Origin of the sequence: Treponema socranskii subsp. socranskii VPI DR56BR1116 = ATCC 35536, assembly GCF_000468115.1 — a bacterium.
Classification (GTDB): Bacteria; Spirochaetota; Spirochaetia; order Treponematales; family Treponemataceae; genus Treponema_D; species Treponema_D socranskii.
Genome location: NZ_AVQI01000050.1, coordinates 33,181 through 47,260 on the forward strand (window position 1 = coordinate 33,181; position 14,080 = coordinate 47,260).

Below are 14,080 nucleotides of genomic sequence, written 5' to 3' on the forward strand. Positions count from 1 at the left end.
CGGCACGCTACAGCTGCACTCCCGTCCGCAGTTTTTCTTCGAAACGTTCGCGCTTTTTTCCTTCGAGCGGATTTTGTTCTCCGGAAAGTATTTTTCGCAGCGCTTCCATCTCTTCGCCCGAAAAGCGCACGCCTTCGTTTATGTGATTGATAAAGGATCCCGTCGCAAGAGGGGCGACCGTGCGGCACAGCGCAAGGATAACTTTCGCATATTCTCGGATTTCATACTGCGCGTGTCCGTCGAGCCTGAGTTTTAAAAATCGAAAGAGATTGTGCAGATCCATTTGCCAATAGAATTCGGTATAGAGCGCAAGCGGCAAATCGATACGCGCGATTTCCCGCGCAAGAGACGCATCGAGGAGTTTCGTATACGTTTCGTAGGAAGCCTTTTGTCCTTCTTCGAGCGCCGCTCGGATATTTTCGGCTTCGTCTTTTGAAAAGGGTTCGGCCGCCCTACCCTGTTTGTTGTCCTTGCTCTGCGGTGCGATGTTCTCATCGGAGGGAACGTAGAACTCGTCTTTCATGATCGAATAACGGCCGGACACTTCGTTCATCCTGCCCGTGCGGTGGCGCACCCATTGACGCGCGACGAAGATCGGCATTTTAAGGTGAAAGGTCATCACCACCTGTTCGAAGGGAGAAGTGTGTTCGTGGCGCAAAAGATAATCGATGAGCGCGCCGTCCTGCGAAACCGTCTTCGTTCCTTCTCCGTACGAAACGCGCGCCGCCTGAACAATCCGCGCGTCTCCGCCGAAATAATCGACAAGGCGGATAAAACCCTTGTCGAGCACGGGATATTCTTTATCGAGAATCGCTTCCGCTTCGGGAACAACACAGTGAGCCATATATATTCCTCTTGTACATGTGCGTATGTATTACGCATCCAACTTTTCAATTGACAAGAATATAACAAATTTCCGTGCACAGTGCAATATTCGAAAAATGCTCATTCGGGCGTATCCCTCGCTTCGCTCGGGTCAGGCTTTCCGGCGTTACGCTGCCGCTTGCCTTTCGGCGCCAAGCGTGATACAGTAGTCCCATGTTGCCCGTAATCCTTTCGGGCGGTTCGGGCTCGCGCCTGTGGCCGCTTTCGACACCTGACGTACCCAAACAATTTCTTCCTCTCACGGACGCAAAGCGGACGATGATCCAGCAGACGGTCATGCGGCTCGACGGTCTCGATTTTATGTCGTCTCCGCTCGTAATCTGCAACGAACACCATACCGCACTTGTCCGCTCGCAGCTTTCGGACATCGGCAAACTGCAGCGTCCCGTCATGCTCGAACCGGTCGGGCGCAATACCGCACCGGCGATCGCGGCGGCAGCTCTGTACTGTACAGAGCACGAAGGCGACGGGCTTATGCTCGTTCTCCCCTCCGACGCAACGATTTTAAACGTACCCGTATTTCAAAAGGCGGTCGCAAAAGCGCATAAAGCCGCATTGAAAAACAAATACGCGCTCTTCGGCATCGTGCCTACAAGGGCGGAAACGGGATACGGCTATATCGAAACCGAAGCGGGTACGCTCGAAGATGCACGTCCGGTCAAAGCCTTCAAAGAAAAGCCGGACGAAGCGACCGCCCGGCGATACGTTGCGGAAGGAAATTATTTTTGGAACAGCGGCATGTTTGCAATTCCCGCCGAACTCTACCTCGCGGAGATAAAAGCGTTCGCGCCTGAAATGCTGTCGCACGTAAAAGATGCGTATAAAAATGCCGAACGGACGGATACGGCCGTAAAGCTCAATAAAAGCGATTTCGAAGCGATAGAAGGCAATTCGATCGATTACACCGTCATGGAACACACGAAAAACGCCGTCGTCATTCCGCTCGATGCGGGTTGGAGCGACGTCGGCTCGTGGAACATGGTGTGGGAACTTTCCGAAAAAGACGAACTGGGAAACGCGGCGAACGGTATCGCTTTTTTCAAAGATGCCTCCGGCAATCTCATTCACACCGAAAACGGAAAAGCGGTCGCACTGCTCGGCATAAAAAATTGCGCCGTCATCGAATCGAAAGACGGACTGCTCATCGCCGATATGCAGTACGTACAGGAAGTAAAAAAAGCCGCCGAACGCTTTTTAAAATAACGGGAACTTCTAAAAATTGCAATTATTAAAGGCTTGCTTTGAACATTTTCTACCCGTCAATACACAGGAGCAGCGACAGCATGAAAATCACACGCCTTATATTCGACCTCGACAGTACGCTGTATGCTCCGACTGCAGGCATCACAGCAGGATTTTCGGATCGCACGCTTTCGTTCGTTTCGGATTTTTTTAACATAAGCCGCGAAGAAGCGCGCGCAAAGCGCCTTCGCAATCTGCCGAATTTTTCCACGACACTCGAATGGCTGCAAAGCGAAGGTCTCACCGATGTCGAAGGCTATCTGGCGTATATGCATCCCGAAAGCGAAGCGAACGAACTGGAAGCCGATGCAAACCTGCGCCCGCTTCTCGCATCGATCGGCATACCGAAATCGATTTTAACGAATTCGCCGCTCGAACACGCCGAGCGCGTCCTCAAAAAATTAAACGTCGCCGACGAGTTCGAATCGATTTGCGACATACGTGATTGTAATTTCAGAGGCAAACCCTATGAAACCGCTTACCGCGCCGCTCTCAAAAAATGCGGCGGCACGACGGACGGCACTCTCTTTTTCGACGACCAATTCAAATACGTCGACGGGTATGCGGCGCTCGGAGGAGTCGCCGTCCTCGTCGGCACTCACAACGGCACGCCTCTGGGGACGGGAGCATCTCCCGAACTGAGCGCCGTTTCCGCACCTCCTTTGCACCCCGGACGTGTGCTCCGCATGGCCGATATTTATGCACTGCCCGCCCTCTTGAAACAAATCGCCGATTTATAGTATAATGGTGAAATACGGGGATATAGCTCAGTTGGTAGAGCGATAGGTTCGCAATCTATAGGTCACCGGTTCGATCCCGGCTATCTCCAAAATAATCACAAAAGCACCGCTATTCTGTTTGACACTCCTCCGAGCCGCCGTTATAATAAAATACAAATGAAAATATTTCTCGGCATTCCGGCAGCTGACGGAATCGGACTCGGAAAAGCGTTCGTCATTCCCGAAAAGACAATAAAAACCGTTCCTCAAAAAACCGTCCGAGAAGAAGAAAAGGATGCAGGCTGGAAGCGTTTTTTATCGTCGGTACGCGCCGTCACCGAAAGGCTCGATGCCGAACTTGAACACTTGCCGAAAAACACGGCGAACAAAACGCAGCGCGATTTGCTCGAAGCCTATACGCTCATGCTCGGCGATCCGATTTTCGCCGCCGAACTCAAAGATTCTTATGAAAAATCGAACGTAAATATCGAACACGTCGTCGATGTAAAAGCGTCCGAATATGCCGAAAAACTGCGCAACGCGGGCGACGACTATTTGGCCGAACGGGCAAGAGACATCACCGACGTATTCGCCCTCGTGCTCGACGATATGCTGTGCGTCCGCGAATTCGATGCAAACGATGTACCTGAAGGAGCGGTCATCGTCGCGTCATCTCTTTCACCGACGAATACGATCGCCCTTGCAAAACGGAAGATCTCGGCGCTCGCGCTCACCGAAGGCGGTCTTTCGAGCCATGTCGTCATATTGGCGCGGAACTACGGCATTCCCGCCGTCGTCGGCATCAACAATATCACACATCAAATTCAAACGGGGGAAACCGTCGTCGTAAACGGCAAAACGGCGGAAGTCATCGCCGGCCCCGACGACGCAACTCTCTCCGAATATCGAAAAAAAATCGAAGAGGAAAAAGCGCACGAAGAAAAGCTTAAAATATTTTTAACAAAATCCGCCGAAACGAAGGACGGCACGAAATTTCAATTGTACGCGAACATCGGTACACCGGAAGAAGCGGACTTCGCGGTAAAAGAGGGCGCGGACGGCATCGGTCTTTTCCGTACGGAATTTTTATACATGAGCTGTATGCGAGAAACGGCAAACTACGCGTACCGTCCCTTCGACGAAGAAGTGCAGTTCAACGCGTATAAGCACGCGCTCGGCGCTATGAACGGAAAGCCCGTAACGATCCGCACACTCGACGCGGGCGGCGACAAGCTCATTCATTCGGCGGACATTCCGGCTGCGGAAGAAAAAAATCCGCTCATGGGACTGCGCGCCGTGCGCCTTTCTCTCGCCTATCCGCAGCTTTTAAAAACACAGCTGCGCGCTTTATACCGTGCAAGCATCTACGGAAACCTGCGCATCATGCTGCCGCTCATCACGACCGTCGATCAGGTGAAGCAGTGCAAATCGATCGCGAAAACGGTGCAGAGCGAACTGCGCGCCGAAAATATTCCGTTCAACGATAAGGTCCCGATCGGCATCATGGTGGAAACGGCCGCCGCCGCCCTGCTTTCCGATTCGCTTGCAAAGCACAGCGATTTTTTTTCGATCGGTACGAACGATTTAACGCAGTACACGCTCGGCATCGACAGGGAAAATCCCGCCGTGTCGGGACTCTACGACGAATTCAATTTGGCCGTTCTGCGCCTTATCGCGATGACGGTCGATGCCGCCGGAAAAGCGGGCATACCCGTTTCCGTGTGCGGAGAGATGGCGGGAAAAAACGACAGCGTTCTCGTGCTTTCGGGTATGGGACTTCGCAGTTTGAGTATGAGCGCAAAATCAATTTCCGGCATCAAAGAGCTTTTGTCGCGCTTTACGATCGACGAATTGAATGCGATTTCGGCAAAGCATCTCAATAATTTATATTAATTAATAATTACGGCGAACGGGATTATCGATTATGCAGAAAAAACGCAAACCTGATTTTTCAAAACCGCTCGAAAAAAAGCGCTCGGAATCGCTCGCGCAAAAAGCAACGGATGAAAAGCGCGACAAGCTGTTTGCAAACTGCCCCGTCGTCGTCATTGCAGGACGTCCGAACGTCGGCAAGTCTACGCTCTTCAACCGCTTTATGAAAAAAAATATCGCGATCACCGATCCGACTCCGGGCGTTACTCGCGATCCCGTCGAAGGTACGGCGCTCATAGCGGGAAAACCCGTTCGCCTCATCGACACGGGCGGTTATAAGCTCGAACGAAAAACGGGTACGCAGGAAGCCGCCCTCGACGAACTCGTCGTAAACCGTTCGCTCGATGCGATACGGAAAGCCGATTTGATTTTACTCGTCTTCGATGCCGGAGAACTCACCGCCGAAGACGAAGAACTCATCGGAGAAATGCGTCCGTATCGGGACAAAGTCATCGCCGTCGTCAATAAAACGGAAGGCGGACGCAACAGCGAACAGGCTTACGAGTACGCAAGATTCGGCTTCGGCGATTTGATTTTCATTTCGGCCGAACACGGCGATCACATATCCGAACTTTCGGATGCGATCGTTTCGCGCCTCGATTTTTCATCCGTCGTCGAAACCGACAAAACACCAGTCATACGGATCGCGATCATGGGAAAGCCGAACACCGGAAAATCGACGCTCGCAAACCGCTTGACGCATTCCGACGCGTCGATCGTCAGCGATTACGCCGGCACGACGCGGGACGTCGTCGAAGGAGCCTTTTCGTACGGAGGAGCCGACTTTCAAGTGCTTGATACCGCCGGCATCCGAAGAAAGACGAAGGTAAAAGAAAACGTCGAATACTATTCCGTAAACCGCGCGATCAAAACGCTCGACGAATGCGACGTCGTCATATTGATGATCGACGCGCAGGACGGATTGGACGAGCAGGTAAAAAAATTGTGCGCGCTTGCGCACGAACGCGGACGCGGCATCGTCTTCGCGCTCAATAAATGGGACACGCAGGAAAAGGGACGCACGGCGTTCCGCAAAGCGGCGGAAAATATCCGCATTATGTTCGGTCACATGGAATACGCGCCGATCGTCGCGCTTTCCGCCCTCGAAGGCAAGGGCATCAAGGATTTGCTGAATACGGTGCTTGAACTCTACGCTCAGCTTACGCGAAAAGTCGAAACGTCGGTACTGAACGCGGCGCTCAAAGATTGGCTTTTTCAATACCCGCCGCCCGCCGCGAAAACCGCGCATTTTAAAGTACGCTATATGACGCAGACCGGCGTCAATCCCGTGTCGTTTTTGATCTTTGCGACAAAGCCCGAATCGGTACCGCAGACGTATATCGCCTATCTCAAAAACAGAATCCGCGAAGATTTGGGATTTAATAAAATTCCCGTGCAGCTCGAACTGAAAGCGAGCCGGCAAAAATGGGAAGACCGCACGAATACAAACTGACGGAGAGGCAAGTGGCATCGTATTCGATCGGCGACGTAGAAGAGATCACGGGCGTAAAAGCCCACGTGCTTCGCTATTGGGAAAGCGTGATACCCGGATTCGCCCCGCAAAAAAATATGGCGGGACACCGAGTGTATTCGCAGCGCGAAATCGATATCATCCTCCGGCTGAAATACCTTATCAATATCAAAAAATTTACGATCGAAGGCGCGCGAAGTCAAATCATCGAAGACGCGAATCGCCTCGAAGACGACGCGGATACGCTGCATGCGATCCACGACTTGCGCACCGATTTGACCGACATTTACCTTACGATGAGGAAATACCGAAAGCATGAACCGAACTGAAGGCGCAACGCGGTACGAAAAATTTATTAAAAAAAATACCGCGGCAATTTTGAAACGGCGCAGCATGTTTTCAGCCGATGCGATTCCGCCCGACGCACGAAATGTCATCGACGAATTCGACAAGATATTGCAAAGCGTATTTCCCGCAAACGGCAGGCAGCTCGCCTCTCTTCCGAAACACATAAACGCGCTTTCGCACGCGCTCACCGACGAACGGGGCGAACGGAGAAGAGGCTATATGAACGCGCCCGAAACGCTTTCCGCATACGTTCGCTATTTTTCGTGGTGGAACATAGTCCGCTTTACGCGCCTTTTTGCAAACTTTGAAAAAGACGCGTTTGCGCTTTCGGACGGGGACGCCTGCCTCGATGTCGGAAGCGGCCCGCTCACCGCCGTCATCTCGCTGTGGCTTTCCTGCCCCGAACTGCGGAACAAAAAACTTACGTGGTACTGCATGGACATATCGCAGGCATCCCTTGCGCTCGGAGAAAACCTCTACCTTTCGATCGCAGCCCGCGTCCCTCCTTCCGATAAAAACGCCGCCCCTCATTGGAATATCGTGCGCGTAAAAGGTGCGCTCGGAGAGCCGCTACGGCAAAAAGCCTCTCTTATCGTCTGTGCCGACATGCTGAACGAACTGCGCGAAACCGATGCGCGGAGCGACGAAATACGCGCAAAACAGTACGCCTCATCGCTCCTCTCCTATGCGGCAAAAAAATGCGGTCTGCTCGTCATCGAACCGGGAGTGCCGTCCGCCGCACGCATTATCAGCTTGATGCGCGATACGCTGCTTAAAAAAAATATGACGATCGTTTCGCCCTGTCCGCACGCGGGCGCATGCCCGATGAACGGATACCGCGCGCACACGGGAAGCACGTCGAAGTGGTGCAACTTCGCTTTTTCGACGGAGGACGCACCCCCTTCGCTTTTGAAGCTTTCGAAAGACGCAAAGCTTCCGAAAACGAGAGCCGTCGTAAGTTTTCTCTTTGCCCGAAACGCTTTCGAAAACGGGAGCGGAAAAACGTCAAACGCCGCCGTCAGCGAAGCTTCAAAGTCGGTGAGAGCCGAATTTCCGATCCGCATCGTAAGCGATGCCATCACTCTTCCCGGCCGCGCTTCGGGACACTACGCGTGCAGTCCTCTCGGATTAACGCTTGCAGTTCCCTCATCCGGCCGTCCCCTTTTTTCGGGCGACTTTGTCGCAGTCCGCTCGCTCGGCGATTCGGCACGGCTTCCGAAAGACGAAAAAACCGGCGCCGCCGTTATCACCGTGTGAGACTCTCACACGAAAATTGATTTTTATCCGAAAGACCGAATATCGGATTTTCAAAGCAAATAAAAATGTATGAAAGCGACCTTCCGGCCGCGTGACAAAACGACCGGACGCATGCGCGATACCTGCCGTACAGAAAAATACAAATATCACGTCATTTCTTTAAAACATCCAGCCGACCGAAACTTCGGGTTGAACAATATACTTCGGCATGCCTTTTCTGAACACGATAAAGTGTTCGACGCCGGCTTCGACATACATCTTTTTGAATACATTTAAAAGCTGAAGCGAGGTTCCCGCGCTGATGCCCGGCCCCCAATACCAGTACGCGGGACTTTTTACATCGCCCGAACCGTCAAACACAAAGCGGCTGTTTACCAAAAAGGCGGTGCCGAAACCCGCGTGTACGTCGAGGTTTAAACGGTGTTTTATAAGCGGGTATATGTACACCGCATTCAGCTGTGCAGTCATGAGCGTGCCGCTCAGCGTGTAATAATCGCGTTTTGCGTTCATCATTGCGGCCGAGTAGGTCAAGTTAAAACCGAAGTGGCCGTAAGTTCTTTTTATCGGCAGAAGCGAAAAGCGGAATATGCCGCCCAAGGGGGCGATGTTCCTGTTATAGAACGTTTGAAAGACGCTTTCTCCCGCAAAGCCGGTAAATGCATAGCCTGCCGACACATAGGCATCCACGGGCTTTTGGAATTTGAAGGTTACCGTTTTACTTTTGTCGGTTAAGCCGCTTATATCGCGCACGGTAAAAGTATAGATACCGGGATTGAACTTATTTAAGTTTAATTCAAATCGGACTTTTTTTCCGTCTTTGGAAAGCTCGGCCGGCACAAGCGTGATCGGAGCGCCCCCTTGTTTGCTCAGAGAAAATACGGTGTGCCGCAAAAAGTAGGCACCGGATGCGGCAAAGATGCCGTCGAAAAATTCATCCAAATAGATGATCTGCGGCGACACGGAGTCGACTTCCGGCTGGTGCGCAATCAAAATTTCAAAATTGCGGTAGGCACTGGACGCTTCCGCCTGTTCGAGCAGGTTGATAACGGTTATTTTATAGCGGTAACTTCCCGGCGGCAGCGACACATCGGTAAAGTTGTCTTTAACCAGTTTTTTATCGATTCTGCGCCAGTTGCCGTTATCATCCTCTTTTTCGAGTTCGAACTCGTAGCCCAAAATATCTTCAACCGTCTGCCACGAAAGTCGTTGGTACAAAACCGAACCGCGTTCGCTTTCCTCGATAAAATAGTGCGTCATTTCCTCGGTCTTTTCGTCGGCCATTCCTTCCGTAGCGGGATTTTTGTCCGCTTGCTCTTGCGCAGGCACGCCGTCAGGCGTCTGTGCCTGTACGAACGGCAGACACACAAAAAAGACGAGCGCACACAAAGCTGCAAAAAATCGTCTATCGCCCATACAGAACTCCCGTATCGTCGGTTTCGATCTTTTTCGTTTGCGGCAAATCTATAACAAAGTTCCGTACGGAAGCGTTCCCGTCTTGGAACAATAAGCCGTTCTTTAAACGCCGTTGGGCGCGTATGTCGACATAAAATGTTCCGCGCGATAATTTGGCAAGATCGGTAAATGTAAAGGTACATTCGTCCGCCTTACTTCCCGCGGAAGCTTCGTTTGCCTCTATGTTGCATTCGAAAATTTTTTGATTTTTAGCATTGTACAGTTTGATTGAGTAATGCGTAGCCTCTGCGTTCTTTTTCCAGCGGAACACGATACTGCGGTTCGTTTTAAAAAAGTTTGCGCCGAAGGTTTGGTTTTCCGCCGGAGAAAAAACGGCAAGTTTTTCAAGCGGCGGTATGGGCAGCACGGTAAATATCCCGTCCCGTACCGACGAAATGTCCAAGCCGTCTTCGGTTGTCGCGATAACCCGCCAGCGGTAGGTTCCGGCTTCAAGCGGCGGAAGGTTTACCGTATAATCGGGGTTCGAAGCTGAAATTAAACTGCCTGCTTTGCCGATCTTTTCAAGCACGAGGCGGCTTTTTACGGGTTTTTCGACCGAACTCCATTGCAAACTGCCCGGCTTGAGCGCCGCATCGACGCCGGATATTTTTGCGCCGCGCGGCGGGGACACGAGTTCGACGGGGCGAAGATGCTTTAAGTCGAAGGTTTTGTCGGCGGCATAGCTGTAACGTCTGCTCGACGTTAAAGTCGAGGCGGCAAAGCCCTGCACGTGTATAACATACCGTCCTTCTCGTATCGACTGCAAAGCCATTTTTACTTCGATGGCGGTAATGTACAGATTTTCATAGAGCGGTACCGAATCCAAGCCCGGCTCGGTGATTTTTACCTGATAATAATCGGCGAGCGGAACGGCCGTCCACGCGAAGGTCGTTTTGGCATCGGGGCGGACAACGACCGAATCACCTATGCCGATAAGTTCCGGACGGGGAAGTGCGGGAACAACGTTCAGCTTTTTTGCCGGCGTATAAAAAGTTTCGTCTTCGCTTTTTACCGCCACGCGCCAATAGCAGTCGCCCCGTTCGAACATAAGGCCTTCGATGCCGGAGCCTTGCGCTTTTACGTCGAGGACGGGAGACGAAAAATCGGGCGAAGAAGACACTTGAAAGCGCTGTTCACCTTCCAAATTCGTTTTCCACGTAAAGCGCGTATCGAGGCACAGCGTATCCGCCAACACGTAATTTTCCGGCGGAAAAAGCGAACGAAGGATAACTTCGCTGTCGCGCGTTTTAAAAGAGGCGGCCGCGCTCGAAGTCAAGCGCTCGCCGTTTTTATCGAGCCCTTCGACCGTCCAATAATAGCTGCCGTTCGGGAGCGCTTTTGCGGCGTTTTTCAGTTCGTAATAATTGATGTCGGAAGAACGCTCCAAAACGGGATTGTCCATCGCTTCGGTTTTTGCAACGCGCACGAGGTATTTTTTTACTTCGCTTACGTTCTTCCACGAAAAGGTTACGCTTTTACCTTCGGCCGTATCGGCGATTTTTCCGGGCGCAAGCTGTTCTATGGGTGCAAAGGTTTTTTGTTTTTCGATGTAAAAAACCGATGCGGGAGTCGGCTTGCGGCTCGCTTCGTCTTCCGCCGCATAAATCGGCGTTAAACGCCAGTACCATGTTCCGTCGCCGGGAAGCACAAACGAAATCGATTCGCCGTTCACCTGTTTTGTAACGGCGGGATTTTTCATGCCTGGATCGGAAGCCGCTTCGAGCACATAGGACGAACAGGCTTCGTTACCCTTCCACAAAAAGCGCACGGCCGGAAGCGCTTCTTTATACACATAACGCTTGTCGGGCGCGGGTTCAAGAAGCGCAGGCGGGGGCGCGGCCAACACGGTAAATTTTCCCGAATCGGAAGAAGCATCTTCCGGGCCCTTTTCGGCGGCGTACAGTCTCCAATAAACGGTACCGGAACCCTCATTGACCGTCAGCTCTTTTAAGCCGGTAACCGACACGCGGCGCACATTTTGCGTAAAATCGCGGCTGCGTGACCTTTCAAAAATCAATTCGCTGTTATCGGCAAAAGAGCTGTACCATTTAAACGGAACCGCAGCCGCTTTGCCGTCTGTATTTTTGTTCAGTATTTTCATTTCGGGAGCGGGACTTATAACCGAAACGAAGCGGTTTTCTTCGACGTTCGGAGCAAAAACCGCATCGGAAGCGGCATTCACAACCGTCCCTTCGGTTAATATTTCACCTTGCGCCGCAGAATCCGCTTCGGCGGAACTGCCGCCCGTTTTGCTGAGCGCAGCCCGTCCTTTTTCGACGCTCAAACGCAATACGCCGCCAGAAGAATCGGCTTCCCGGTCGGTCTCAAGCTTTTGCATGTGCAAAACCGAATCTTTTTCCACATTGACCGATGCGTTGTCCGAACGCACGGCCATCGCCGAACCCGCCGTTTGCACCGAAATTTTTCCTTCGTCAACCTGTACGGCCGTTTCGTCTTTTTGCGTTTGCTTAAAGATTTGAATCATCGTGTTCGCGCCGACGCTTATGACGTTTTGATCGGGAAAGTTAATCGTCGCTTCGGATGAAGGCGCGGTACGGATAATGTCGCCGTTATACACGGGCGAATACTGCACGGGTCTGTCCCACACGGAACGGTCGAGGAATTTTCGCTGCACGCTTTTGTATTTATACGAAACGGTTGCGACCGGTGCCTTATCGCTGCGCTCAAGCGTTTTGTTCACATCGCGGTAAAACAGATGCGACGTAAAGGCAACCGCAGCGAGAGAAAACACAACGACGGCGATATCCTGCAATACGCTTGCTGCGCTCGGAGAGTCAGGATTGTATTTTGTACTTTTTTTCGTCTTCATCGAGGTTTACCTTCGCAAAATCGGGAACCGGGATTCCGAGTACATCCCGTATTTGTGCAAGAGATTTAGGACCCTTCGCGCCCGCGCCGGGGATGCCGTTTTCGGCGGGCATATTGATAACGGCAAACATTCTCAGCGGCTTTTCTTTGCCTTTGACGGTAACCGCAGGCATTTCTTCAACGACAACGTGATCGCGCACCAAATTATACGTGTACTCGGTAATAAGGATATCCGTACCCATCGGCTTGTTCAAAGCTTCCGTACGCGATGCAAGGTTTACGGCATCCCCGATGACGGTATATTCCATTCGTTTTACCGAACCGATTTGACCTGCAACGACGGGCCCCGAATTGATGCCGCATCCTATGCGGATAATAGGCTTTTTATCGCCGCCGCGTCCGCGGTTAAAGATTATAAGCGCAGCCCTCATACGAAGCGCCGCGCGGATGCAGTTGAGCGCATCTTCTTTCGGACTTCCTGCCGAAGTCGGAGCGCCCCACACGCTCATAACCGCGTCTCCGATAAATTTGTCGACGACGCCGTGGGTCGCGTTGACGCATTCGACCATCGCCGTCATATATTCGTTCAAAAACTCGACGACTTCCGCCGGTGTAAGTTTTTCGGAAATCGAAGTAAACGAGCGGATGTCGGAAAAGAAAACCGTTACGTCCTTCGTTTCCCCTCCGAGCGCAAGCTCGCCGCGCGCGGCAAGCTCGGCGATTTCTTTATTGATAAAACGGCCGAAAGAATCTTTGAGCCGTTCACGCTCGGCAAGCCCCTTGCCCATCTTTACGAAGCTCGACGTCAAAAGACCGATTTCGTCTCTCGTTTTCGGCTTCAAATCGAGTTCGTATTCACCCTGCTCTATTTGCCCGGCGGCGCGCGCAAGGGTTTTAACGGGCCGGCTTATCGACTTGGAAAAAAACCATATAAACACAATCGAAAGGAACAATACGATAACACTTAAATAAATATTGCGCCGCGTCGTATCGGCAACCGGTTCCAAAAGAACGTCGGCGTCTGCGGTCGTTAAAACGGCAAGTTCGCCAAAGGCAAGGCGGCGGTACGTACCGAAATATTTTTTGCCGGTATCGTCGGTAACGAGGAGCTGGCGGTTCGTGTCGCCGTTTTCACGCATTTGTGTAAACAGCGAAAAATTGCTCACGTTGGCGCCGTTTTTTACCAAGCTAAAGTCGGGGTGAATGAGGATGTCGCCGTCGTCGTTGACCAAATACGTCGTTTGCAGCGTTCCGGCTCCGAAACTGTCGGATATTTTTTCGGCGGAAAAGAAGACGGCCAACCCCTGATTTAAGCCCCGCTCCGTATAGGGATAGCACAGCACCAGCAGAGGGCTTTCGAACACGGGAGAAGCGTTCAGCACGTTCATAATGCCGCGTTCGGTTTCACGGATTTTATCCCGTTCACGGGATAAAAAAATATCGATAAGAGAAGGATCCAATTCGTTCGACAGAAAAAATGCCGAACTTAAAAGTTTGCGCTCCAAACCGTCGGGTCGGTTCGAATCGGTTACCAAAACGGCGGCGACCGAAGGATTGCGCTCAAAGTAAAAATCGGCCGCCTGCTTTGCAAACGAACTCCCGCTTTCCGTTCTATTCAAAATATCCAAAAGCAAAAACGCGTTCGCGCGCAGCGAGGACAAATCCTTTTCCGCCAAACCGGCAGCCTGCGCGTTTACCGTGCGGTTGTTTTCTTCGGCGCGGATTCGCACATCCTGACTTCCGAACCACGTAACCAAAAGTGTAATAATCCCGAGCGATAAAATCGTCAACACCGAAATGATGAGAACGAGCTTCGCTCCGATGGGAAATTTAACGTATTTTCGAATATCGTCTTTCTCCGCTTTATTCATATTATAAGAATACAGTAAAATCCGAAAAAGTGCAATTATTAAATATAAAATATCAGTCTTTTATCGGATGCATG

10 protein-coding genes and 1 tRNA gene are annotated in these 14,080 nt (G+C 51.7%); 7 read left to right on the top strand and 4 right to left on the bottom strand.

The genetic code is table 11. The features are described from left to right. Nucleotides 1–7 precede the first annotated feature (7 nt). Complete coding sequence (thyX, locus tag HMPREF0860_RS06420) at nucleotides 8–844, bottom strand: FAD-dependent thymidylate synthase (RefSeq protein WP_021329382.1); 837 nt, start codon at nucleotides 842–844, stop codon at nucleotides 8–10. A 194-nt stretch (nucleotides 845–1,038) separates the two neighbouring features. On the opposite strand from thyX, the gene HMPREF0860_RS06425 reads away from it, so the two are divergent. The 7 genes from HMPREF0860_RS06425 to HMPREF0860_RS06455 all read left to right on the top strand — a co-directional run bounded on the left by HMPREF0860_RS06425 (nucleotide 1,039) and on the right by HMPREF0860_RS06455 (nucleotide 7,854). Beyond that, the gene (locus HMPREF0860_RS06425; RefSeq protein WP_021329388.1) at nucleotides 1,039–2,088 is read left to right on the top strand and encodes a mannose-1-phosphate guanylyltransferase/mannose-6-phosphate isomerase; all 1,050 of its coding nucleotides are present in this window, start codon (nucleotides 1,039–1,041) and stop codon (nucleotides 2,086–2,088) included. An 80-nt stretch (nucleotides 2,089–2,168) separates the two neighbouring features. After that, nucleotides 2,169–2,867 (top strand): HAD family hydrolase, encoded by a 699-nt coding sequence (locus tag HMPREF0860_RS06430; protein ID WP_021495621.1) that lies wholly within the window; start codon nucleotides 2,169–2,171, stop codon nucleotides 2,865–2,867. Nucleotides 2,868–2,883: 16 nt separating this feature from the next. After that, nucleotides 2,884–2,956 (top strand) — tRNA-Ala (locus tag HMPREF0860_RS06435). A 67-nt stretch (nucleotides 2,957–3,023) separates the two neighbouring features. Then, nucleotides 3,024–4,739 (top strand): phosphoenolpyruvate--protein phosphotransferase, encoded by a 1,716-nt coding sequence (gene ptsP / locus HMPREF0860_RS06440; protein WP_021329516.1) that lies wholly within the window; start codon nucleotides 3,024–3,026, stop codon nucleotides 4,737–4,739. A gap of 31 nt (nucleotides 4,740–4,770) precedes the next feature. Continuing rightward, a complete protein-coding gene (der, locus tag HMPREF0860_RS06445; protein ID WP_021329450.1) occupies nucleotides 4,771–6,231 on the top strand; it encodes a ribosome biogenesis GTPase Der in 1,461 nt (486 codons plus the stop codon). Then, a complete protein-coding gene (locus HMPREF0860_RS06450; RefSeq protein ID WP_051169909.1) occupies nucleotides 6,204–6,578 on the top strand; it encodes a MerR family transcriptional regulator in 375 nt (124 codons plus the stop codon). Before der ends, HMPREF0860_RS06450 begins: the two co-directional genes overlap by 28 nt. Continuing rightward, nucleotides 6,565–7,854 carry a small ribosomal subunit Rsm22 family protein gene (locus HMPREF0860_RS06455; protein ID WP_021329400.1) on the top strand — a complete coding sequence of 430 codons (1,290 nt, stop codon included), beginning with the start codon at nucleotides 6,565–6,567 and terminating at the stop codon, nucleotides 7,852–7,854. Before HMPREF0860_RS06450 ends, HMPREF0860_RS06455 begins: the two co-directional genes overlap by 14 nt. A 159-nt stretch (nucleotides 7,855–8,013) precedes the next feature. Here the strand turns inward: HMPREF0860_RS06455 and HMPREF0860_RS06460 are convergent, their stop codons facing one another. The 3 genes from HMPREF0860_RS06460 to HMPREF0860_RS06470 are packed head-to-tail and all read right to left on the bottom strand — an operon-like array spanning nucleotide 8,014 to nucleotide 14,006. Next, a complete protein-coding gene (locus HMPREF0860_RS06460) occupies nucleotides 8,014–9,267 on the bottom strand; it encodes a fibronectin type III domain-containing protein (protein ID WP_021329387.1) in 1,254 nt (417 codons plus the stop codon). Beyond that, on the bottom strand, nucleotides 9,257–12,136 hold the full coding sequence (locus HMPREF0860_RS06465) for a FecR domain-containing protein (RefSeq protein WP_021329474.1): 2,880 nt from the start codon (nucleotides 12,134–12,136) through the stop codon (nucleotides 9,257–9,259). Before HMPREF0860_RS06465 ends, HMPREF0860_RS06460 begins: the two co-directional genes overlap by 11 nt. Further along, nucleotides 12,102–14,006, bottom strand: a complete 1,905-nt coding sequence (locus HMPREF0860_RS06470) for an adenylate/guanylate cyclase domain-containing protein (RefSeq protein ID WP_021329395.1) — start codon at nucleotides 14,004–14,006, stop codon at nucleotides 12,102–12,104. Before HMPREF0860_RS06470 ends, HMPREF0860_RS06465 begins: the two co-directional genes overlap by 35 nt. Nucleotides 14,007–14,080 lie beyond the last annotated feature (74 nt).

Excerpts from the sequence above, each read along its gene's own strand:
- thyX (WP_021329382.1), bottom strand. The coding sequence starts at position 844 with ATGGCTCACTGTGTTGTTCCCGAAGCGGAAGCGATTCTCGATAAAGAA.
- HMPREF0860_RS06425 (WP_021329388.1), top strand. The coding sequence starts at position 1,039 with ATGTTGCCCGTAATCCTTTCGGGCGGTTCGGGCTCGCGCCTGTGGCCG.
- HMPREF0860_RS06430 (WP_021495621.1), top strand. The coding sequence starts at position 2,169 with ATGAAAATCACACGCCTTATATTCGACCTCGACAGTACGCTGTATGCT.
- ptsP (WP_021329516.1), top strand. The coding sequence starts at position 3,024 with ATGAAAATATTTCTCGGCATTCCGGCAGCTGACGGAATCGGACTCGGA.
- der (WP_021329450.1), top strand. The coding sequence starts at position 4,771 with ATGCAGAAAAAACGCAAACCTGATTTTTCAAAACCGCTCGAAAAAAAG.
- HMPREF0860_RS06450 (WP_051169909.1), top strand. The coding sequence starts at position 6,204 with ATGGGAAGACCGCACGAATACAAACTGACGGAGAGGCAAGTGGCATCG.
- HMPREF0860_RS06455 (WP_021329400.1), top strand. The coding sequence starts at position 6,565 with ATGAACCGAACTGAAGGCGCAACGCGGTACGAAAAATTTATTAAAAAA.
- HMPREF0860_RS06460 (WP_021329387.1), bottom strand. The coding sequence starts at position 9,267 with ATGGGCGATAGACGATTTTTTGCAGCTTTGTGTGCGCTCGTCTTTTTT.
- HMPREF0860_RS06465 (WP_021329474.1), bottom strand. The coding sequence starts at position 12,136 with ATGAAGACGAAAAAAAGTACAAAATACAATCCTGACTCTCCGAGCGCA.
- HMPREF0860_RS06470 (WP_021329395.1), bottom strand. The coding sequence starts at position 14,006 with ATGAATAAAGCGGAGAAAGACGATATTCGAAAATACGTTAAATTTCCC.